Here is a 23,895-nt window from a genome sequence, read left to right as displayed (position 1 = left end):
TTCCGGCACAGGCAAAACTCACTTTGACAGCAAATTATAAAGCACCTGTGCCATTTCTACCCTGGTGGTAGTGCTTGCCGGCGTAAGCTGACCAATACTTCCTCCGATGGTTCCGGTTTCTACTAACAATGTCATAGCGTCCTTTGCCCATGAAGCAATCTGCCCTGCGTCACTGAAGCTAGAAAGCGTTTTGCCGGAATTGCCCTGCGGCTGCTTGTCGAAGGCCTTTAAAGCGTTGTACAGCAGAGCAAACATTTCCTGCCGGGTGATCTCCCTGTTTGGCGCAAACCTATTGCTTCCAATGCCTTCGGCTATTCCCAATCTTTTTGCCGCAGCCAGATAGCCGGTATAGTATTTGCTCCCTGCATCTGCGAAGTTATTTGACCGATTTTCATCCGGGGCAATCTCATAAGCCCTCATCAGCATGACAAGGAATTCACCTCGAGTCAGCCGTGCATTGGGGCTGTAATTGCCGTTGCCTGTACCTGTAGTGATACCTCTTGCCGCAATAAAGCCCACTGCCTTGTTGTACCATGCATTTGCCGCTACATCTGCAAAGCCAACCGGATTGTATCCCACAGCGTAGTCGCTGAAATGAGTGGTGGTAAAAGTCACTGTGCCAGCGCTCGCGTCATAATGTCCATTGGGAACCGCTATAGCCTTACCGCTTCCATCGATGAACCAAATTATAATTTTTTCAGGATGGGCAAGCTCTGCTGCTGACGGTGAATAAGGTATCGTTACCGTCACAGATGCGTTCGGGTTGTTCCACTCTAATTGCTTTCCGTCTATGGACATGGAAAGCTTGATCAGCGGTCTTTTGCCAATGGCTTTTTTTAATGCCTCAGGCAGTACGGATTTATTGCCCACGCCTATTGAGATTTCCGCTTTTGTTCCAGTCGCCCCTTTTACACCTGTCAGCATATTCGATGGAACAGTAACGCTGCCTTTATCGGTATTAACCCTCAGAGCGCCTTGCCTGTCAGTCGTTGACAGATATGAAATTGGAATACCCGTGGTATAGATATCGACGTCTGTGATGGATGGGACTGTAATCACGGAAGTTCCGCCATTTGATAAAAGGTTGTTTATTGAAGCCGTCTCTAAAACTGCAGTTCTAGTTTTTGCATCAACCTTAATGGGCAGGGTCGTATCTTTTGCACCGTTGCCTGACGCATCTATCACTTTGATGACTGCGTTGTAAGCTGGTGTGGAAGGCGTGCTGACTCCGTTATTGCCTGTTGAACCGTTATTATTTCCGGAGCTTTTCCATTCCGCTGTTACCGTCACATTCTTTGCAGGCATGGTAAATGTAGTGACAGGGTTGTCTGAGTCGGTAAAAGTCACACCATCGCTAGAACTCCAACCCCCGAACGTATAATTGCTGCGGCTGCCGGCATTTATGGTAATAACCTCACCTTCCGAGTAAGTGCCCGCCCCCGATTCGGCTGCGTAACTTCCGTTTACTGCAAGTGCATAATTCGCTGCAGGTTTTTCCTCAAATACGGCCTTTACATTTACCGCCTCATTAGGCATGGTGAATGTATTTCCATCGATTGTTAACCCTTCCGGACTGACAACCTTCCATTCTTTGAAGATATAGCCCGCCTCTGGTGTCGCGTTCAGCTCAACTATGGTATTCACTCCCGCAGAAGCGACATTGGCGCTCGCCGTGCCGTGACCTTCGGTTTCAACCGCGATGCTGTAGCTGTCCGGCTCAGGGTTGCCAACTTCGGGCACGAACAAAACGTCTCGGAAATAGTTCGTACTATTAAACGTATAGATCGGCATCGTTCCGATCACGGTCGTGCTCACGCCGCTGTCCTCGTAGGTGACCAGATCCCCGCTGACGAACGGTTGGGCGAAGCCTTGCGGCGAAGCCGCATAAAAATAATCCGACGGCCCGTTCGTGATCGAGACGATATAATCCGTTCCGGCGGAGATTGCAACCGGTTCGGGCAGCAGAAACTCCCGCCATCCGGGATGCCTCGTGGACACGTCCCACGTATATGGACCGGCGATTCGCTGCCCGTCGCTTACTCGCCAGAGGGAGACCAGATGGGCTCCTCCTTCGTCGGGATGGGCGTACAGGCGAACGCCGACGATACGGCCGTCCGCCGTCGTTTGGAATTTCGTCCCTAACTCGTAACGGGCGTCGTTGGAGAAGCCGAGCGGAACCTCTGCGCCCAGAACGGTCTGCTCGTGGTCCGGCATAAAGACGACATCCCGGAAATAGTTCGCGTCATTAAACGCAAATGTAGGCATCGTTCCGAGCGAGGTCGTGCTGACTCCCTCCCCATAAGCTACGAAACGTCCGCTCCCGGTCGGAACCGCAGGACCCCCTTGTCCGCTTACGGCATACAGCTTGTCGCTCACGCTGTTCGTGACCGATACGATGTAGTCGCTGCCGGCTTTGATCCGGACAGGCGCCGGCAGGGCGAACTCCTTCCACCCGGACGTCCCGGCGTTTACGTTCCAATCGTAAGGTCCGGCCAGCAGCGTTCCGTCATCGGCGTTCCATAGCGATACCCGATGGACGCCCGTCTCGTTTTTATGCGCGTAGATTCTTGCTTTGGTCACATAACCGTTTGTGTTGGCAGAGAACCGGGTCCCGAGTTCGTACACCTCATCGCTGTCAAAACGCTCCGGGGTTTGTCCAGCCTGCAGGCTTGTGCCATTGTTCGGCTCGAAGACGACGTCCCGGAAATAATTTGTACCTTTAAACGAATATGTTGGCATCGTGCCGATCGAGGCCGTGCTTACGCCGCTGCCGGAGTAGGCGACCAAATGTCCTCGCTCGATCGGCTCGGCGAAGCCTTGCGGCGTGTACACGTAAAACTTGTCCTCCGCGCTGTTCGTCACGGAGACGATATAGTCGGTATCGGCCTTAACGGCCAGAGGCGAAGGCAGCTCAAACAGCTTCCAGCCCTCGTTTCCCGCAGGGAAGGTCCAGTTGAAGGGACCGGCTACCTGCACCCCGTCATCCACTCGCCAAATGGAGACGACATGCTGCCCGCCTTCATTGGCATGCGCGTACAGCTTCACATGCGTAATCGTTCCGTCCACGGTCGTCTTGAACCGGGTTCCAAGCTCGTAGCGGGCATCGTTGCTCGCCCCTGTCGGCGTTTCCCCCGCCAGAATCGACTCGCGGCCCGTCTCGGGATCCGTTGCCGGCACAACCGCCGTCGGCGCCGAAGCCGTGACGAACGCATCGGCTACAGCAGCCGTTCCCGTGGATAGGCGATGCTTATCCGCAGATACGGTCAGCGTGGCGCTATGCGTACCGGCGGGCAGATCCAGCGCCAGAACGAACTCCTTGGCGTGCTCGGTCCGAGGAGCGTACAGCTCGGCGTAGGGATACTTTACGCCGTCAATCTCGACGTCAATCCGACCTCCGTCCGGCCCGGCGGATGCGATCAGCGACAGATACGGTCCGGAGAAAGAAAAGGTCAGCTTTGAGCCCGGAACGTTCGACGATAATGCAGTGCCCCCGGAGTAAGGCGGATTTGCCTCATCATTCCACGCCCCCGTCCTGACGACCGAGCCGCTTTCGGCTTCGACGTCCGCAGTATCGTAGGGAACGACGGCGAACAAGGAAGTCGCTTCGTCCTCCATATCGAAGCGGAAAGAGCTCACGTTCTCCCCTACCGTCCCCCGATTCACCACGTCCACCACTCTCGACGGCTTCGGCAGCGCAATCGACTTTATCCCCGCGTTGCCCGTAGCCGAATGGATCATCAGCAGCTTGCCGTCGGTGCGGATATTGTCTTTGCCGTCATAAGAATACACATGGGCTCCGCCCAGATTGCTGGCGATCGAACGGATCAGTCCAGCCTTGAGTGTTCCGGAACCACTGAAAATGGAGGTCCACGACCCCATGTCTTTGCGGGCGAAGGCCGTTTTGCCTGTTTCCCCATCGTAATAACCGAGCTTAACGGCGGCAGAATCGGTGACATGGAAGGACGGAGTGTAAGCATATTCAGGTTCCACGGCGCCGCTGTCCTCTCCGATCCTCCAACCTCCGATCGTCATCGCGCCGCTGCCTTCGGTCGCGGGATCGGAGAAGTTCGAAATGATCGTGGCCGCGCTGGAATAATCGGACTTGGCGACGGTCATGCCAATCAAGTCGGAAATATTCGCGGCGCTGGATCCGGAATCGTCGAAATAGCCGGGCGCGCGCAGAAAGACGAGCACGTTGCCGTCCTGCTTCAAGTCATTGATCTCTGCCCGCTGATCCGATGTAGCGCGATAAGCATTAAGGAACACGAACGTTTTGACCGAATCGGGGATGTTCGGCAAATCGGACATCACGTAATAGCCGAACTTCACGCCGCTCCTGGCCATTTCTCTCTGCTGCTGTTCGAACAGATGAAAAAAACCGAAATCCTGATAGTATTCCGGGCCGTAAGGATTGTTGGTCGGCGTTATCTGGTTGACGTTTAACGTGTGATACGGAACCGAATCCTCGTCCACGATGACCGCCACGTCCGGCTTGAACTGCCGGTCGGCGCTTTGCAAATACCGGCTCGCCTGCACGCCCAGAAGCTTTTGGTATTCGTCCCAAATCTCTTCTTGCTTGAACCAGCCCTTGGAGTTGATATCCATCAGGTACTGGCCGCCCCCGGTGACGATCTGGTTGCCTGTCTCCCGCCGCAGCGCTTCCAGCGTTTCGTCCAGCGAGTACGTTCTGGGAGTGAACATAATGTCGTCCCGAAAGGGCAAGCCGTCGACGAGATGGGTGCGCGTGTCGTTTTCCAAAATAAACATTTTACCGTGCAGCGCCAGCGAGTCGAAGGATCCCATCGGCCCCGCGTTGATGCCCATAGCCCGATCCCCGTACTTGACGGGAGCGCTGATGAAATCCACGGTGGAGGATGCGAGCAAGTCCCCTAGCGCATAATGGCCGTTGTTGGACGGACGGGCGTAGTGGGCGGCGACGTAGTGGTAACCGTACATCGACCCGAGCAGCGTCTGCCCGTCCGTCTCCCGCTTGAACAGCCCGCCGGCGTAATTGATCGTCTCGACTATTTTTTTGCTATAGAACGTTTGATAGTCGATCGCTTTGCCTTCCGTGGCGATAGAGCGGAAGAAATTCTCCTCCGAATGGTCTCTCTCCTCGAGAGTCGGGACCCCCGCCGTGGCAAGCGTGACTCCGGGATCATTCCAACCCGCTTGCAGAGCCGCATCCGTCTCGTATTTATCGGTTAGCCACTGGCGGAACGCCGCTACCATCGGAGGCGAGTAGTCCTCTCCCGCTCCGATTCTCCCCTCGCTGTTGGAGTCGAAGTACCATTCTCCGCTATCCATGTTCATGATCTGAAAGCCCAGTATCCGGTCCGCATAAGGCTGCTGCTTCAGCCAGGCGATATAATCGACAACCAGGGCGTCAAGTTGATCCCTCCAATCTTGCGACGCTAAGGACGGCCATCCGGAACGAAGTCCCCGATCCGTCACCGCGTACTGATCCTCCGCCAGATCGAACAGCTGCCCGTCAGCGATGCCGATGCGCATAATGCCGTAAGCGTTAGGATCACGCTGGAACACGTCCTCGTTGACCTGTTCGTTCCAGGCCATGTCGTCCAGCACGTTAATCCAGAACGTCACATGCACGTCGCGCGATTCGGCCATCGTAATCGTATCCAGAAAAGGGCCGTAGTTCGGATGGATTTTCATCGTACTGCCGTAGTTAAACTGCGGGACGACGGGGGTCCCGTTAATTTTGAACACCGGTCCGCCGTTCTCGTTGGAAATCGTGGCGGTGACGGGCCAGTTCCCGGACGCGTGCGCTTTGGAAGAAGGCCCCTGTGTAATGGTTATCGTCCCGGTCAAGCCTAATACGATTGCCAAGCAGATTCGAAGTGCCGCGGAAAAACGGTTCATGTTCATTCCTCTCCTCATCTTGAGATTTCAGGCATCGTCAGCCTTTGACCGCGCCGGACATCAGTCCGGACACGAAATGCTTCTGCCCCGCGATAAACAAGGCGACCACGGGCAGCGAAACCAAAATCAGAAACGCATACACCAGATTCCAGTTCCGCACATATTGGCTGATAAAATTGTAAACGAGCATCGGAAGCGTCCATTTGCCGCTGTCGTTCAGGAAAAACAGCGGCATGCTCAAATCGTTCCACACGCCGACCAGCATCAGGATCGATTGAGTCGCGATGACCGGTGCGAGCAATGGCAGGATGATCGACCAAAAAATTCTCGTCGTGCCGAAGCCGTCGACGAAGGCCGATTCGTCCAGCTCGCGCGGAATGCCTTTGATAAAGCCCGTAAACAGAAAAACGGCGAACGGAAGATTCGTAGCGACGACGACCAGAATCAAGCCGGTGAACGTATTCATCAAACTCAAAAATTGCAGTGTTTTGATCGTCGGAATGTACATCAGAGGAGCGACGAGGCCCGCGATGAACAAAAAATACACCCCCGACACAAACCGGCTTTGCCTTCTCGCCGTGACAAAGGATGCGACCGCCGCCAGCAAAAGCGTCAGCACAATCGAGAACGAGGAAATGATCACGCTGTTGCGCAGCGACTGCAGGATCCTCTCTCCGGACAGCACTTGACGGAAGTTTCCGAACTCCCACACCTCTGGCCACAGCCTATCGAAAGCGGAGGCTTCCATGCTGCTCTTGAAAGAGCCGAGAATCATCATCAGAACGGGAAAAAAGTAGAAGAAGGCGGCAACGGCGAGCACAAGCTCCAGAAGAGGTTTTCCTATCCGCTTTCTCATGTTAGATATCCACTTCTTTTCTTTTGAAATAGGTCAGCAGCAGGATGGAGAAGGCCGTAATGAGCAAAAACAGGATCAGGTTCATCGCCGTGCCCAGCCCCCAACGACCATCGCCGAACATCTGGAAGGCGATCGAGTTAAGCACCGAGGATGCATAACCCGGTCCGCCGTTCGTCAGCACGAACACTTGCTCGAATACTTTGAAGCCGGCGATCAGACTGAGTACGACGTTGACGCTGACCGCCTGCATCATGAGCGGCAGCTTGATGCGGAAAAACTCCTGAAGCGGATTCGCCCCGTCGATCTGCGCCGCTTCTCCGTAATCGCGAGGAATCGCGAGCAGCCCGGCCATGAAAATGATCATATGAAAGCCGGTGCCCTTCCACACGTCAACGAAGCTGACCGTATACATGACGACGCTCCGGTCCACCAGCCACTCCTGCCGCAGCCCTTCCAGCCCGATAAAACCGAGAAACTGGTTAAGGAAACCATCGGGATGCAGCAGCGCTGTAAACAGCACGCCGACGACGATAAAACTGAGCACGGTCGGCAGAAAAAAGACGGTGCGAAACAGTCTCTTGAATCCGATCCGGCTGCATAAAGCGACTGCGAGCAGCATGCCGAGCACATTTTTCCCAATGCTGGTCACGACCGCGAACAACACCGTATTGCCTATAGACAACATCAGGTCGGCATTTTTCGCAATTTTGACGAAGTTGTCGAGCCCGGTAAACCGGATCGTATCGCGATAAGCGTTCCAATCCGTAAACGAATAAATGAAGCTGAACAAGGTCGGAAAAATGAACAGAGCCAAGTAGATGAGCAGAGCAGGGTACAGAAAAAAATGCGGGTAAAGCCGTCTAGCATTCATAGCGTCTTCCTCCGAGTCTGTAATTAAGGAAGAAGAGGCTTCCTTGTCGTCGGCCTCTTCTTCGGCAGCTAACCCGTTTCGCTTACCATCCCGGCAGCTCGGCGGCTTTGGCCAGCTCGGCGACTTTCTCGTCCCAAGCCTCAAGCACCTGCTTCGGTGTCTTGCCTTTGCCGAACATGTCCTGATAGAGCCGGAACAGCTCGGACGTATCCACGGCAATCAAATCGTTGTATTGACGCACGACCTTACCTTGGGAGATGTACTCGTCGTATTCCGCTTGCATCAGCGGGTTAAAGCTGACCTGGACGTCCTTGAACGCCGAGAATCTCGGATCTTCCGCGTACTGAATGCCGATAATGTCCGGCTGGCTCCAGAAGTCCAGAAACTTTTTCGCTTCTTCGATGTTTTTGGAGTTTTTGGAGATGAACCAGCCCGTTACGGTACCGACGGTCAGATCGGGGTTGTCCACGCCCGGCGTCGCGAAAATACCGTAGTCGCCCACTTGCTCTCCCGCATCGATAAAATCTCCGAGCACGGTCATAGCCGCTTTCCCCGAATTCATCGCTCCCCCAAGACCGTCGAAACCTACGGAAAGATGGTCTTCGTTCACATAACCTTTCTCGAACAACTGCATGATCTGCCCCAAAGCTTCCTCGAAGCCCGGAACGTCTGCGTGCTTGAGCTGATTGGCGTTAATCTTATCCATGATATCGGTGTTCTTGACGACCTCCGAAAACGTGGTCAGTCCCCAGATTTGCGCGACCCATCCGTCTTTGTTCCCCAGATAGAAGGGCGTAATGCCATTCGTCTTCAGCGTCTCGCATACTCGCAAAAGCTCCTCGAACGTTCTCGGTACGCTCAGGTTTAGATCGGCGAATATTTTTTTGTTGTAGACGATGCCCAGCGCGGAGCCAGAGGCGGCGAAAGGCAGGTTGTAAATCTTGTCGTCGATTTTGAGGATATCCGGATTGACGAGTCGGCCGACCCATGGTTCGCCGGATAGGTCGACAAAATTGTCGGTCGGGTTGTATCTTCTCGCCATGTCGGAGACGTTATGTCCGACGATATCCGGCAAATTCTTCGTTGCGATGCGCGTTCTGAGCAAAGTGTCGTACTGGCTTCCGTCCACGGTCTGCAGATCGAAGGTTACGTGCGGATTGCGATTGGTGTATTCCTTCGTAATCGTTTCGTAAAATTTGTTGTTGCCTCCGACCATGATCGAAAGCGTCACTTTCTCCGGAGCCGTCTCTTTGCTGGCAGACGGCGTTTCGGATGCGGGCTGCGAACCGCTGGCAGACGGCTCGGCCTTGTTTCCGGACGCGCAAGCCGAAAGGAAAAGCAAAACAAAGCATGTTAGAAGGGCTAATGCAAATTTCTGTAGACGAAAATTCACTTGCTGATTCCCCCGTTCATTGAATGAAATTATGATCTTTATTGTCGAGCGTCGGACATGTCCCGATCTCTATTGTAAACGCATTCAGCTGGGAGAAGAATGGACTGGTTAGGAAAACCGCATGTACGATTCGGCACAAAAATAACGGTTTCCCGGGGGTTTGACGAATTGTCAAGTCGTCTGTTACATTAGGCAGAAGAGTCGGATCATTGCGAAAGAGAGGGCTGGCGAATGCTGAAAAACGGGAGCCTCCAGACGAAAATTTTCGTCACCTATTCGATCCTCATTCTATTAATCATCGCCTGCATTGTCGCCGCCTTGGCCGTGTACTCGTCGAAAATGGTCCAAAAAGGGGTTTATACCGGCACCGAACGCCTGCTTCAGAAAATTACGGAGCAATTCGACGGGCGCGTAAAGGATATGGAACGGATCAACGTCAGCCTGCTTCTGGATGAAAACCTGGCTAAGCATCTCTATACCCCGGCCAGCATCCCGGGCCTTGGGGTTCAAGACACAAGGAAGCTGACCAACACAATTTCCTCGATCAACGGTCCTTTCAGCTCCGCCTTTAAAATCGTCGCCTTTAATTTTGAGCACAAGTATGCCCTCTCTCCGCAGTCGTTAGACAACGCGGAAGCGATCTTCCAAGCCGGCCTGGAAGGCATTCCGATCTTCGCACCGCTTGCGGACGGAGACGGCAGCTTCACGCTGCTTCCCCCGCATCTCGACAACTGGTCGCAGCTTCAGGTTCCGGTATTTTCTCTCAGCCGCAAAATCAAGGATGCGGCGGGTAGAGAGTACGGTTATATCGAAGTGCAGCAAAGGTATAGCGATCTAGCTCGCCTATATGAACCCGACCCGGCGATCGATTCGGAGTTCTATATATTCGATCCGACAGGCAACCTGTTCTATCCCCGACCGTCCATCGATGCCTCGACTTCTGCCGAAGATGCAGAGTTGTACAAGCCTTACGTATTTGCAGGATCCAGCGGCTCGGCTTCGGTCCGCAACAGCGGGGGCGAGCCGATGCTGCTTACCTACCGCCAATCTCCTCTGACCGGACACGTGCTGACCATCGCCCAATCTCGAGAACAGGCGCTAGCTTCCGTCGGCCGGCTTAACGCGCTGATCGTCGGCGCAGGCTTACTGGTCCTGCTGGCGACGCTGATCGTCCTTCATCACAGCTCGAAGCGGCTCACCCTCCCTCTCCGGACGTTGGGCAGCTCGCTTAAGCAGGTGACCTTAAGCAATTTGGCGCTGAACATCGACTATACGGACAAAAACAACGAGCTGCAGCAGCTCGATCGGCTGTTCCGAAAAATGTTTTCACGCTTGCAGCTGTCGATCGAGCAGTTGACCGAGGCGGGCGAACGGGAGGCCAAGGCGCAGTTGCTGGCTCTCCAATCCCAGATCAATCCGCATTTTATCCATAACACGTTAGCGACGATCGGAGCCGCGGCCAAGCAGGGCGAGCAGCCCGAAAAGGTCGCGGAAATGTGCAGGCAGCTCTCTTCGCAGCTTCGCTATACGACCTCCTCCGACTTCGTTCGGGTCGAGGATGAAATCGAATATACGCGGAATTATTTGAATTTGTTGAAATACCGCTACGAGGAGCATTTCGATTTTGAGATTGACATCGATCCTGAGCTGAGGGACATTGAGCTTCCGCGAATCACCATCCAACCTTTCGTGGAAAACGCGATGAAGCATGCATTCGCCTCCGTTCCTCCGCCTTGGCATATCCGGATCGAGGGACGGGTAGCGGGCGGACATTGGAAAATTGCTGTCCTCGACGACGGAGCTGGAGCTGACGAGCCGACATTAGAGGAGCTGAGGTCGAAGATCGAGGCTTTGTTCTCGAATGAGAGGCGATCGGGAGGCGAGGTTCGCACGGAATCGTACAGCCTGGGCATAGTCAACACGTATGCGAGGCTGATGCTTCTGCACGGGGAAAGCGCGACGATGATAATCGAGAACGCTCCGGAACGGGGACTGAAGGTAAGCTTTGGCGGAAAAATCAAATCGGGAACGGAGGACGGACATGTACAGGGTAATGGTAGTCGAAGACGAGCCTCCTTTAATTCGGGACATTCGATATGAGATCGAACGAAACTCCTCGCTTTTCCGGGTGACGGCTACCGCGATCAACGGCGCCGACGCTCTGCGAAAGCTGGAAGAGGAAACCCCGGATGTCCTGTTTACCGACATTCGCATGCCGGTCATGGACGGCCTGGAATTAATCAAGGCGATCCGGCAAAAAGACCCTGAGCTCCCGTTCGTCATTCTGAGCGGCTACCGGGATTTCGACTATGCGAAGGAAGCGCTAAAATTTCAGGCCTACGACTATTTGCTGAAGCCGGTGTCGCCAGACGATGTGCGGAAGGTGTTGGCTACGCTCGGGGCGATGCTAGAGGGACGAAAAGAGCAAAGAAAGCGGGCGCTGCTGCTCTCCGCGCTGCACGGGGAGCAGCTCCGCGACGAATCCGATGGGCTGTTCGCGGGCCGCTCGTTGGGGCTGCTTGTGGCGCTGTGCGGAGGAGCGTCCGGGGCGGAAGCAAGCCCTGCCGACTTGGAGTCGGAGCTTGCCACGTTAACGACTCCTGGCACTACGGTCCGAGTATGGAGCGGGAAAACGTCCTCGGAGAAAATTGTGATTGTCGATGGGGATCGGGACGACGACGGGGAGATAGCGGAAAGAGAGCAATTGGCGAAAGCGTTGCAGCGTTTGCTGGAGGCAAGATCGGGAACAACAGTAAACGTCGCAATCGGAGCACCGGTTGCCCGGTTGGGCGACATCGCAGGATCGCTTGGTTCTCTCCGGGATTTGCTGCGGCGAAGGGCCGAACACGGCGTATCCAAGCTGATCCTAGAGAACGAAACTCCAGATGCGTCGGAAGCCGGTTCTCCTATTACCATTCTGACAAACGAAAGATTGATCTCCTTAAGATCAATGGTTCATCTGCAGCAGAAAAGCTTGTTCAAGGCCGAGTTGTCCTCGTTGATCGGAGAATGGCTCTCGGCCCAGCTTCCCGTCCCGGACTTCACGGCCCTTGTGAAACGGACCCTCCACGCTGTCGGCAAAGGGTATTGGAGGAGGGACGTCGATATCGATTCCGTCGTCGACGAAAGTATGGAAAGCGTTACTCCTAACGAAATATGGAGCGACTCTCTAATCGAGCGGCTAGAAGTTGCTTTGTTCGTGGAGAACAGCATCTCGCGCGACTCTCCGGAAGGCGTCGTCAGCAAACTCGATGACTATCTGAAGGCAAATTCCCATCTCAATTTCGATCCAAAAGAGCTCGCTTCCGGCATCGGCCTCACCGCCCCCTATTTGAGCAAGCTCTTCAAGCAATACAGAGGAATGCCGCTGATCGAATATCTCGCTTATCTCAAGATCGAGAAGGCCAAGCAGTTGATCCGCTCCGACCCGGAGCTGCTGGCGAAGGAAATCGGCGAAATGTTAAAATTCACCGATCCTTTCTACTTCAGCCGTCTGTTCAAGAAGTTCGAAGGCTGTAGCCCATCGGAATACCGCAAGCGGCTGGAGAAGCAGTAGAATCGCTCGGCCTATGCGAATCCTGATTCTAGCTGGACTGCGTTAGAAAAACCGTCAGAGCGCAACACTCTGACGGTTTCTCTATGATGCCATCCATGGATTATATAATCACTTCGTGCTTGCAAACCATTCGTTCGCCTCTTGGGTCAATACCTCTCCGCCGGCGCTAAGCCACTTGGCAACGGTCGCATCGTAAGTCGCGTCGATATCAACTTCACCCAAAATGGCTTTCATAATATACTCTTGAAGCATTGCGCTAAGATCCGGATATTTCGACTCGGAAGCAAGAGGCGCCTTCACGGCATTGCCAATACCTGTATGGTTGGTTATCGGCTTGGTCTTCTCATAACGTTGTACCGCGCGAGGACCGCCGAATGCCGACAAGAAATCCGGATTGGTAGCGAACAATAGATCGAAGAATAGTCCCGTGCCCAGGTTTTTGCCTTGCGGATGATATTCGGCCGACTCCGTCCAGCCTTCCTTCATCACTCTCTGTCCGGCATCGTTATATTCCCAAACCTTGCCTTCCGCACCAAATTCGATCGAAACGTATACATCTTCATTAGACACAAGCGTATTGAGTATGGTCAGCAGCCTTTCCATTTTCTCCTCATCATCGCCCACTTGCTTGCCGAAAACGATGAAACGCGATAGAAGATTACCGACTAACGTGCCTGATTGACCATCGGGTCCGGTTGGCGGCGCCATATTCACATATACGGGCTGCGGTCCCGATTCAGGAACGGAATAGAATGGTTCCGTCACATACGTATTCGCGGGATCGCCGAAGAACTCTTGCCATTCCGGATGCTGCGCTACCCACTTCGCATTGAGATGGCCATCGTTGTCCCACTGTTGGTCATCATATGAGATATTATCCGCATAACCAATGCGGCCTGCCGAAAACTTATAAGAAATATCGTCTTGCCCGCTCGTTCTTGACTTATCGGTAATGAATTCCGGATCGATTAAGTCCATGCTCTTCCATTTCGCAATAAGCTTCAAGGCTTCTTTGGTTTCATTTAATGTAAATCCGTACTGGAGCTTGCCGTCGCGTTCAAGCCAGAGGAAGGGATTTGTGTTGTACGCGCCGAAGATCGAGTTGAACCAGGAATGAAGGTTGTCGCTTCCCATTGACATGGCATAGGTATTTTTTTTGCCATCCTGATCCGGGTCGTTATTGCGGAATTTCACGAAAACCTCTTCTAATTGTTCAAGCGTTGTTGGAACGTCGCTGCCGACATTCTTCAGCCAGTCGCCGCGAATTGAAAGGGCATATGGCGCGGTAGCGGCATCTAGACGAGGCAGACCATAAAGAGTACCATCCAAGCTGCCATATGTGAACACATTCGGATCTTGTTTGACGACGATGTCATAATAGTCTGGCGCGAACTTCTTAACCATATCCAACGGAATGCCCGCAAGGACATCGTTTTTTACGTAACCAACCAATTCGCTTGTGCTAATATACATAATATCCGGAATATCGCCGCTGGCAAGCAGAAGATTCAGCTGCTGACTATCATCGATACGCACCGGCGTAATCGAGACATTAAACGTTTCCTCCATTAATTTCTGCGCGTATGTGCCATCTTCAAATGGATAGTTCGGACCTTGCCACTTCAAGGCGACAGTCGCTTCTTTTGCTTCAGCATCGTTATTGGAACCTTGATTGTTTTTTGAATCCGGGCTCGAGATCGGGCTTGCATTTGAACCTGATGCGTTTGATGGCTCGTTTTTCCCGCAAGCTGAAACTAACAAGGCGACAACTAAAATCATCGTAAGTACTATGCTGGATTTCCTCTTCATGGATAATTCCCCCCAATTTCGGATTCATTTAACCCTTAACCGCACCAACCATAACGCCTCGCACAAAAAACCTCTGAATAAACGGATACACGCATAAAATAGGAATAATGGTTACCATAATCGCTGCAGCGCGAATGGATTCCGGCGCCGGCATATCTTTTTTCTGGACGGAACCCAAGCTGTTAATGAGCTGATCATTCATTGCTGCATTCTGTTCGATCACCAGTCGACGAATATGAACGCTGATGACATGTTTGTCCATAGAATTGATATAAATCAATGAATCGAACCAAGCATTCCAATGGTTTACGGCTTGCCATAAGCCGATCGTAGCGATGACAGGCAGCGAAAGCGGGATGATAACATGCGTAAATATTTTAATATCGCCCGCCCCGTCGAGACGGGCAGATTCTTCAAGCTCCTCTGGAATGCTCATAAAGAAATTACGTATAATCAACAGATAAAAAGCATTGACCATAGGACCCAGTACGAGAATCCAAACATTGTCCAGCAATCCAAGATTACGCATTAACAGATAAGACGGGATGAGACCGCCGCCAAAAAACATGGTAATAACGAATATCGTGGTGTAAATCTTCAAATGCGGCAAATATTTTTTGGATAACGCATACGCGGCGCCAGACATTACAATTAGCGATAAAACCGTGCCCGCCACGGTCCGGAATATCGTGCTTCCATAGCCCGAATATACATAATTCATGGACAAGAACTTGCGATACGCTTCTAACGTAAAGCCTTCCGGCCACAAAAATAAGGCAAAATCTCTGCTGTACAACCCTGCTGACGTGCTTAATGACATATTGATTAAATACACGAACGGGTACAGGATGGACAAGCAGAAAATAGTAAGCGCGGCATAGTTAAAAATGTCGAACAAAGAAAGACGTTGTTTCCCCACAGCTTGCCTCCTCTACCATAATCCTGTATGGCCCATTCGATTGACAATTTTATTCGCTATCAGAACCAGTACTAATCCAACGCCATTTTTAAATAAGCTCACCGCAGTGGATAAACTATAATTCCCTTGCTCCAGACCGGCTCGATAAGCATAGGTATCCAGTATATCGGCGACCTCGAGCACCTTGAAATTATAAAGATTAAAGATCTGATCGAAGCCCGCGTTCAGAATACTGCCCACCTGCAGAATCAACATAATCGCAATGACATTGGCAATGGAAGGGAGGGTAATGCTGAACATCTGGCGAGCTCTGCCTGCACCGTCAATCTTCGCCGAGTCATAGAGCTGCGGATCGATGCCGCTAATGGCGGCCAAGTAAATGATGGAGCCCCAGCCAATGCTTTGCCATATATCCGATGCAACAATGATCGACAAAAACCAGTATTTATCCGCCAAAAAATAGATCGTTTGACCCCCGAAGAGTTCGATGATTTTATTGACGACGCCGCTGGACGGAGATAACATCTCCATCATGATGCTTCCAATGATCACCCAAGATAAGAAATGCGGCAGGTAGCTGATGTTCTGCGTAATACGCTTGAATGCCGTACTGCGGATCTCGTTGATGAACAGCGCGAGCACGATTGCGCCGCCAAAAGTGAATATCATCTTCAAGCCGCTGATCACGACGGTGTTGCGCAAAATGCGAGTGAAGTTTGTACTTGCATTAAACAGCTGGTGGAAATGCTCGAATCCGACCCAAGGGCTTGCCCAAACGCCTTTTGTAAACGAATAATCCTTGAAAGCAATTAATACTCCATACATTGGCGCATAATTAAAAATAATCATGTACGCTAAAGCCGGGAGGAGCAATAGGAATAAAAATTTATACTTCACGTATGACTTCCAGGTTACTGAGCCCATGTAAACACCCCCTTTTCGCAACCGCTTTCATGTCTTCGAAGTCAATTTAAACGAAAGCGGTGTACGAAACAATCTCAACAATTTGGGATACCTTCGTTTTCTTATCATTTGCTCGAAAACGCGGGGGATTCGGGGAAAACTTCACTTTTTTATGATTCCTTCACTTCCTTCAATTCCCTTAATTCCTTGATTTCACTGCTTCGAACATGTAATTTATACTGATTCGGCGTCATTCCGAATCTGCGTTTGAACCGTGTAATAAAGTAGGTGCTATTGGTCATCCCGACCTTGCCGGCGATTTCCTCTACCTTTAAATTGCTGCTCTCCAGCAGCTCTTTGGCTTTCATCATTCTCAACTCGGATACATATTCGGATACCCCGATATTGAAGGTTTTTTTAAACAAAGCCGAAATGTAAGTAGCGCTTATAAACGTCTTTTGAGAAAGCAGCTCTAATGAAATCTCCTCATGATATTGTGTATCGATATAGCTCTTAACACTCTGCATAAGAATATGGTTCGTATTCTCCTCTACATGCAAGGAAAAAATGTCGGCAATAAACGTGTTCAGCCATTCTAAAGCCTCGAATATATCTCCCTTGCCATAAAACTCCTCAGGAACGTTTTTATAAACGAGCATACTTTCCCCGCTCTTTGGTTCGGCCTCCATCATCTTTTGGGTCACGAGCTGCATGATTTGATGGATGATGAGCTCCACACTCTCTATGCGGCAGCTTTGCTTGGATAGCTTAATAGCGATACAATCAAGCAAACGATGTATCTCTTGAACATTATGAGCTTCGAAAGCCTGGACAAGCTGCCGATAAAGCTCGGGTATACGAAACTCTCCCATGCTCGCGACAGCACTGCTATACAACACCACGGATTTTTCCTTTGTTAAGAAGTGATGCTTGAGCGCTCTGAGCGCCTGCTCGCAGGAGGAGTGCAATTGGCCTAGTCCTCTGACAATCGATCCGGCGCCTACGCGGATCGGGAATGCGAATGTGCCTGCTAATATGGAAGTCGCCAATTCAATTCGTTCGAACACAACATTCTCGTCGGTTTTAAAATTAATAACCACAACGATCATATCTTTGGAATAAGAAGTGATCAGCACATTATAATCCGTCATTAATCCCGATTGAACAACAGCATATTCCAGTTGCTCGAATACGCTTTCATTCATGTCCAACTCATTTATTTGAAAAGCTGCAACGACACTTTGCTCTTCATGCAGGATATGGCTTATCTCTGCATTGCTTTCGTCATCGATAATGCCTCGCAGCAATTGATTAAGCCTGCTCTTGTTTACCTGTATCCTAAGTGCATTTACGGATACATGCATATTTTTAATCGAATCGTTAATAAAAGCGTAGGCATTGCCATTCAACTCATGGGTGCCGCTCGTATGCAATAAGTGGGCAATAATTTGTTTAATGGGTCTATATTGATTTATCGCGACAAATAAGGCTACTAAGAGACCTACAATCAAAGTGCCTAACGATACATAGATGATTATGTTCTGAATATAACTGGATACGCGAAAAAAATCGCTAAGCGGCATGATTAATGTATAGGTCCAATCATTATAGCTCGATGTATGGTTAAGCAGCATAACGTTTTGTCCATTAATCTCACGAATATTCAGCTGCTTATCTTCTTTCTGACTTGCTTCGATTAGATCATTTGCCTGAGTCATAGCATAACGGGCAGAAGGATCCGACTGAACAATAATTTCATTGTCATGATTGAGAATGAGTATGGCTTCGTTCGGATTAACCAATTGGCTGCGCAGCATATTGGAAATGTATTTGCTGTAAATATTAATATATAGAATAAATACAGGCTCCCCGTCCTGCTTTAATGCCGAAGCTCTTGCGTAGCTAATGACCTCTCCTGTTCTTTCGAAGGTTAGATTAGCGTCCTCGTTAAATGGAAACCATTTTTTATTGCCGTTCTGATCCGTCATGAAATGGTCGACAAATTCGTTTGTAGCCGTTGACTGATACTCATATTTAATGCCTCTGCTGGATATCAGCGTCTCCTCTCCTGGATAATAAATATTGAGAGATTCGACGAACGGCAGCACGGCAATCAGCTTTTTTAGCTGTTTGTGCGCTTCGACATGGCTATAACCTCCGGTAAAATCCAAATTTTGCGGGGCAAGCAATTGCTCTAACACAATCTTTTCGGCCGGCTCGAGCACGCCCAACTCGATAATCGAGTTCACATAAGTCATCCGCCGAGCATTAATATCCGACATTTCCTTCTCTACCATATTCGTGATCATGCCCATCAGTATTAATCCAATCAAGCCTATGATCACAACAATCATAAGCACATTCCAAACAAAATACTGCTTTAGAACGCCAAATTTAAGTTGATATTTCATATAGGCCTCCATTAATAATGATTTTACGCCCCCAACTCATCGTTTGAGGGCGTAATAAGCTACACTATGATTACACTTTCAAGATCGTTCCGCCAATATAGCGAACGCCAATCGGATCGCTCTTGTCATTAAAATAATAGGAGATTAATAGCTCTCCCGGCCGCACCTCTACAGCTCGAGGGTAACCTAAGTCAAGACTCCCGCCATCATCGCGCAAAATCAGCTCGGGTCCCCATGTTGCACCGTTATCCTCGCTAATTCGTGCACGTACGCCATAACCAGGACGTCGATAGCCATATACCGCAAACAATCGTCCGTCTGCCATTAGAGTCAAATGAACGGTATCCCCATGATCATTTATTCGCGAGACAAAACGCCAGGTCAACCCGCCGTCATCCGACGCATATAATTCATCCCATGCTGCAATCATGTCTGGCTTGCATCTTACGGCTACCAATATCGTACCGTCCTTCATTAATACGGGAGAAGGACAGATCATACGATATTCGTTGCTGTTAGGCATTAATGAAATAAGCGACCAGCTTACTCCATTGTCAAAAGAGGCGAACACTACGGGGCGGTCATGCGGATTATTTTTCGGTTGCGCAGTTAAGAACAGGAGCACCACGCCATCCGGACGAACGATATAGGAAGGTCTTCCCTGGTATCTCGGAATATCGCATTTAGGAAGAGCAGCCGGCTCCCCCCAGGTTTCTCCGCCATCTCTGGACATCTTAATCCAAGCAGTAGAATTCGGCTCTCCGGAATTAGGCGAACACCAGCATTCCAATAAAACATTCGGATCATTAAAATCGAATCCTTCGGTATATGTAAATGGCCTTTCAAACAGCAAATCGTGGGTTGTCTGGACATTATCGGCTATTTCCGACGTTTCGCTCCATGTTAGTCCGCCATCCCTTGTTCGTACAGACTTTATTTTACTATATACCTCGACCCGTCCATGTTTGCGATTGGCGGGATTGGAATAATCGCACGGAATATTCATAAACCCTACTAGAATATTATTTTCATTAATCTTCCACATTCCCGCGTTGAAAGGCCATGAGCTGAATTCCCCATCATTCCTATAAATCGTAACATGCTCCATATTCTCTGGTCTTACAGGTTTGTTATATTCCATAAGTAATCACTCCTAGTCGTGTAATGTTAAAGGCGACAATTCTATAGCCGAATAAATCGCTTCAATCATGCTGCTTTCATCGGCCAGATTTTTACCTGCAATATCAAAAGCCGTGCCATGATCAACGGAGGTTCTTATAATGCCTCCGTTTAATCCGACAGTGATGTTCACTCCCGATTCAATGCCCAGTACTTTTACGGGTGCATGACCTTGATCATGATAACAAGCGACAACAATATCAAAGTCGCCGCGCATAGCCCTGAAGAACAGAGTATCTGCCGGATAGGGACCCGTAACATCCATCCCTAGCGCGACTGCGCGTTCAATAGCCGGTACCAGCTTCTCCTCTTCCTCTCCATTTCCGAATAATCCATTTTCTCCTGCATGCGGGTTAATGCCGCAAACAGCAATTTTGGGATTCTCATTTCCCGCTCTCTTCAACGTATCGTAAGCAAGCCGAATGACATTAAAGGTTCTATCCGGCGTAATCATTTCAATGGCTTTCAGCAATCCAACATGAGTAGTCAGGTGGATGACTTTCAGCTTAGCCGTCGAGAGCATCATCGAATATTCCTTCGTGCCGGTTAAGTCTGCTAATATTTCGGTATGTCCCGGATATGGATGTCCTCCCAGCTGCAGCGCTTCCTTATTTAAAGGCGCTGTACAAATGGCATCTATGAATCCCTCCTTGGCCAATTCGACTGCTTTTGCTACATAATGAAAGGCAGCATTGCCGGCTGCAGCAGAAAGCTTTCCAAACGGAATATTGTTCTCCAACAGAGCGAGATCCAGACAATCCATACAGCCATTAACGAATCGCGCATCCTTCAGTTCATTAATGTTATGGAGCCGCATGTCCGACGCATGAACAACCTCTATCGCTCTCTGCAGAATCTGGGCATCGCCGATGACTACGGGGCGACATTTTTCATAAATCGATTGATGCCGAAGCGCCTTAACAATGATTTCCGGTCCGACGCCTGCTGCATCCCCCATCGTTATTCCTATTATCGGTTTGATTGTCACCCACCCCTTGTAAACGTTTCCAATGCTCGCTGCAATACTTCGTCTCCGCCGAAGCCGCCCGCTTTCGTAATCACGTTAATTCCCTTGTGAACAGATAATCTGCCAACAGGAACACCTGCTTCAATCTCGGTAATCAACTCGAATTCCCCTGCCCCCAAATGCAGGCAAACCTGCTTGGCCGTATCTCCGCCTGTCAACACCAGATTGGATATACCGCATTGCTTAATGATGCGTGACGCCGCCTTTCCGAGTGCGTCGCTTATCGTGTTGCTCACTTGATTGTCGTCCATTCCATGCTCTTTTCCTTGCCTTCGAGCGCTCTGTATCGTTGCGGGGCCGGCTGACGAATAAAGAACGACATTTTGTTTATCAAGTACAGCTTGAAGAGCCAAATAGGCAACTCGTTCATACTCTGTCTTTCTTCCTTCTTCCGTCAATGCCAATAACGAATTCAACTCGATCCCGGTGACGTTCTCTTGCTGCAATAAGTAATCCAACTGCCGCCTGGATGCCGCGTTCACACTGCCTACTACGACCATGACCAAATCGGAATCAGTAGAAGGATGTGCTTGATTTGATTCCATTGCCGAGACTTGGGTCGTTAAAGCGTTGGCTAATCCTGCTGATCCCGACCATATCACACGATAATCCCCTCCTTGGAATATTTCTGCAATCAATGCCAGATCCTCCTCCGTTTCGGCATCGAAAAGCAGATAAGGAATGCCCATCTCGTATAATTGTTTAATTCTCTCGGCCAGCCGCGCGCGATCGCCTCTTAGCAGCTCGGTTGTTAGGAGTGCGAACGGTCTTTCCGACTGCTCCCTTAACAACTCCGGAAGATAGGAGTTGGTTGACGGATTTTTGGGATCCTTCGATGTAGCTGTCTCATGAAGCAATAATCCGTTAACAAACAGGCTTCCGCTTTTCATGATTCTTCCCGCCTTGGGATAAGAAGGTGCAATTACAATGAAGTCCGGTTGAAACGCATGATATACGGCATCCCATTCCCCGCCTAGATTCCCTCTAAGCGTGGAATCAATCTTCTTATAGATGATTGCGGGCTTCATTTCTTGTTGTTTCATGTATTCGCACACTCTGCCGACCCGTTCGGCGGCTTCCTGCTTAGATAAAGAACGGCTGTCCGTATCGAATACAACAACATCCTGTTCACTGGAAATGCGAATCTTTAGGTCCAATAAAACCGTAGTCGACAGCCCTTTCCGAGAAAACTGCACGCCTGTGTCATTTGCTCCCGTAAGATCATCCGCGATTATAGCAACCTTCACCAGCCCACACCCTATCCCTTCAGCTTTCTCCATAAGGTCGAACGATTAATACCCAATCGATTGGCAGCGTGCGATTGATTCATGCCTTCCTGCTCCAATACGATTCGAATAATATCTTTTTCTATGTGATCAAGAGTTTGATTTAAATTCAGTCCTGTAAGCTCTGGATCTAAAGAACCCTTGTTTTTTTGATTTTGCTGCAAGCCGTAAAGGATGGGCAAAACATTGGCATCAATATACTCGCCGGAAGTATGTTGGACAAACTGATCCATAACCTCTTTGAGCTCGAATAAATTGCTTGCCCATGAGTGATCATGTAACGCTTCTATCACTTCTGGTCGAACACCCACTATTTGTTTTCCGTATTTTTCATTGAAGGAGATTAGAAAAGCGCGAATATATTCCTCTAAATCCGCCCTTCTTTCATGTAAAGGAGCCATGTAAACAATCTGTTTTTTGAAGAAGTTGTAAAGCTTCTTATCGATTTGTGTTTGCTCCAGCATAAAGACGGGATCTTCGAGAAAGGACAAAACCGTCTTGGCTGCGACCTTTTCTAACGCAATTGCGAACTCCTCTTGCGCTGTAAGCGTCAAGTTCTCGGCGCCGCTAATATATAAAATTTGATCTTCATTACATATCGAAATCAGGGCTAACAATGCTCTGAACGATGCCTCGGCCGAGTTGAATATTTTGATCTCTACCATAGTCTTCGAATGATCCATCAAGCTGCCAAGAACAAACAGCCTTCTGCCCGCTCCCTCTTTTCCATAAACGGCCATCGGAAGTGTATAGCTCGCCTTTTCTTTCGAATAAACGGATTGTGTCATTATTAATGGCGGGAATGTATGATTTAATCCGGCGGAATAGCCGAAATGTATGTCGGCATCAGCAGCTTGCGCAGCAGGTCTGGCCTTTAAGTAATACACTTTCAAATCGCTTTCCATTGGGATTACATCTCCGGTAAGAGCGAATTGTCCTTCCTGGTCAACCATCATCATTTGATGATCCAGTGTAATTCCCTGGCCTAGATTAACTAGCAGTTTTTGCAAATAGGAGTAGGATCGAAATAGATTGGATTGCGACTCTTTCAGTTTCAATAAATCCCTAAATGCATGGTTTGCATATTTGACTGTACCCTCTTGGTCTACAATCGCATATCCCGTCTCCATCGTACTCAGAAGGGTTTCGAATGCCTGGTTTTTAACCTTATAGGTTTGGGATATCTTATAGATTTGCTTGGCTTGGGTAAATGCCGCTTTAACGGATTCTGGACCAGAAGTAATTAATACCCCCTGCATGCCGTGCACGGTTGCCTTCTTTACGGTAATATTGTCTCCAACGATCACTTTGACTCCCTTTGATTTTGCCGCTTGCAGAGCTTGATCAACTTCGTCCTGATGATGGATCATCGTGTAGGATATATCCATATCCATTAAATTCGAACCCGAGATAATCCCTTCAATGACATTCCGAAAACCGATCATCTCCACAGGCGCCTGAAATCCCTTAACCAATGTCAGCATTCGCAATATATCAAAGCCGGATACCGGAATATCAATGACGGGGAGGTAGGAATGCTTACTAAGCAGAGTCGCCGTTCCCCCACGACTAATGATCAAGTCATATCCCTGTAAATGAAAGCTATCAATTTGGGGGAGAACCTCCGAGAGATCTCCTTGTATGACTGTAATATCGAACTCCTCCAGATCGGCTTTCAAGCTGTTTGTCAGCTCTGCCAGTCCGGCATAAGGCGCCACGACTAAAGCTTTGATACTCATAGGATTGCTCCTCCCTTTATCGTTTATTGTTTAATTATGCAACTAAATAACATAATATCTATTTCG

Annotated in this window: 14 protein-coding genes; 2 read left to right on the top strand and 12 right to left on the bottom strand. The window is 50.0% G+C overall.

What is annotated here, in order from left to right; all coding sequences use genetic code 11:
* Positions 1-18 precede the first annotated feature (18 nt).
* The 4 genes from H7F31_RS10155 to H7F31_RS10140 all read right to left on the bottom strand — a co-directional run bounded on the left by H7F31_RS10155 (position 19) and on the right by H7F31_RS10140 (position 9,000).
* Entirely contained in the window at positions 19-5,880 is a 5,862-nt protein-coding gene (locus H7F31_RS10155) for a DUF4082 domain-containing protein (protein ID WP_187104055.1), read from the bottom strand.
* A 37-nt stretch (positions 5,881-5,917) separates the two neighbouring features.
* Positions 5,918-6,736: a carbohydrate ABC transporter permease gene (locus H7F31_RS10150; RefSeq protein ID WP_187104054.1), complete on the bottom strand. Its 819-nt coding sequence runs from the start codon at positions 6,734-6,736 to the stop codon at positions 5,918-5,920.
* Position 6,737: 1 nt separating this feature from the next.
* The gene (locus tag H7F31_RS10145) at positions 6,738-7,607 is read right to left on the bottom strand and encodes a carbohydrate ABC transporter permease (protein WP_187104053.1); all 870 of its coding nucleotides are present in this window, start codon (positions 7,605-7,607) and stop codon (positions 6,738-6,740) included.
* A gap of 82 nt (positions 7,608-7,689) precedes the next feature.
* Positions 7,690-9,000 (bottom strand): ABC transporter substrate-binding protein, encoded by a 1,311-nt coding sequence (locus H7F31_RS10140; protein WP_187104052.1) that lies wholly within the window; start codon positions 8,998-9,000, stop codon positions 7,690-7,692.
* Between the two features lie 231 nt (positions 9,001-9,231).
* Between H7F31_RS10140 and H7F31_RS10135 the strand changes: the two genes are divergently transcribed.
* Together H7F31_RS10135 and H7F31_RS10130 are read left to right on the top strand one after the other, a co-directional pair.
* Complete coding sequence (locus H7F31_RS10135; protein ID WP_187104051.1) at positions 9,232-11,100, top strand: cache domain-containing sensor histidine kinase; 1,869 nt, start codon at positions 9,232-9,234, stop codon at positions 11,098-11,100.
* The gene (locus tag H7F31_RS10130; RefSeq protein ID WP_187104050.1) at positions 11,042-12,556 is read left to right on the top strand and encodes a response regulator; all 1,515 of its coding nucleotides are present in this window, start codon (positions 11,042-11,044) and stop codon (positions 12,554-12,556) included. The genes H7F31_RS10135 and H7F31_RS10130 overlap by 59 nt, the downstream gene beginning before the upstream one ends.
* Positions 12,557-12,664: 108 nt before the next feature.
* On the opposite strand, the gene H7F31_RS10125 is transcribed toward H7F31_RS10130, so the two are convergent.
* From H7F31_RS10125 to H7F31_RS10090, 8 genes are all read right to left on the bottom strand, one after another.
* Positions 12,665-14,365, bottom strand: coding sequence for a type 2 periplasmic-binding domain-containing protein (locus tag H7F31_RS10125; RefSeq protein ID WP_187104049.1), 1,701 nt, complete (start codon positions 14,363-14,365; stop codon positions 12,665-12,667).
* 28 nt (positions 14,366-14,393) lie between these two features.
* Positions 14,394-15,284, bottom strand: coding sequence for a carbohydrate ABC transporter permease (locus tag H7F31_RS10120; protein WP_108992023.1), 891 nt, complete (start codon positions 15,282-15,284; stop codon positions 14,394-14,396).
* A gap of 12 nt (positions 15,285-15,296) precedes the next feature.
* The gene (locus H7F31_RS10115; protein WP_187104048.1) at positions 15,297-16,208 is read right to left on the bottom strand and encodes an ABC transporter permease; all 912 of its coding nucleotides are present in this window, start codon (positions 16,206-16,208) and stop codon (positions 15,297-15,299) included.
* Between the two features lie 149 nt (positions 16,209-16,357).
* On the bottom strand, positions 16,358-18,598 hold the full coding sequence (locus H7F31_RS10110) for a helix-turn-helix domain-containing protein (RefSeq protein ID WP_187104047.1): 2,241 nt from the start codon (positions 18,596-18,598) through the stop codon (positions 16,358-16,360).
* Between the two features lie 70 nt (positions 18,599-18,668).
* Positions 18,669-19,739, bottom strand: a complete 1,071-nt coding sequence (locus H7F31_RS10105; RefSeq protein WP_187104046.1) for a sialidase family protein — start codon at positions 19,737-19,739, stop codon at positions 18,669-18,671.
* 12 nt (positions 19,740-19,751) lie between these two features.
* On the bottom strand, positions 19,752-20,735 hold the full coding sequence (gene pdxA, locus H7F31_RS10100) for a 4-hydroxythreonine-4-phosphate dehydrogenase PdxA (RefSeq protein WP_187104045.1): 984 nt from the start codon (positions 20,733-20,735) through the stop codon (positions 19,752-19,754).
* A gap of 26 nt (positions 20,736-20,761) precedes the next feature.
* Positions 20,762-22,051, bottom strand: coding sequence for a four-carbon acid sugar kinase family protein (locus H7F31_RS10095; RefSeq protein WP_187104044.1), 1,290 nt, complete (start codon positions 22,049-22,051; stop codon positions 20,762-20,764).
* Between the two features lie 11 nt (positions 22,052-22,062).
* Positions 22,063-23,829 (bottom strand): PrpR N-terminal domain-containing protein, encoded by a 1,767-nt coding sequence (locus H7F31_RS10090; RefSeq protein WP_187104043.1) that lies wholly within the window; start codon positions 23,827-23,829, stop codon positions 22,063-22,065.
* Between the last annotated feature and the right edge of the window lie 66 nt (positions 23,830-23,895).

Origin of the sequence: Paenibacillus sp. PAMC21692 (genome assembly GCF_014303795.1) — a bacterium.
GTDB lineage: Bacteria > Bacillota > Bacilli > Paenibacillales > Paenibacillaceae > Pristimantibacillus > Pristimantibacillus agaridevorans.
Note: the sequence above shows the minus strand (reverse complement) of the source record. Positions and strands in the feature narration are given on the sequence as shown.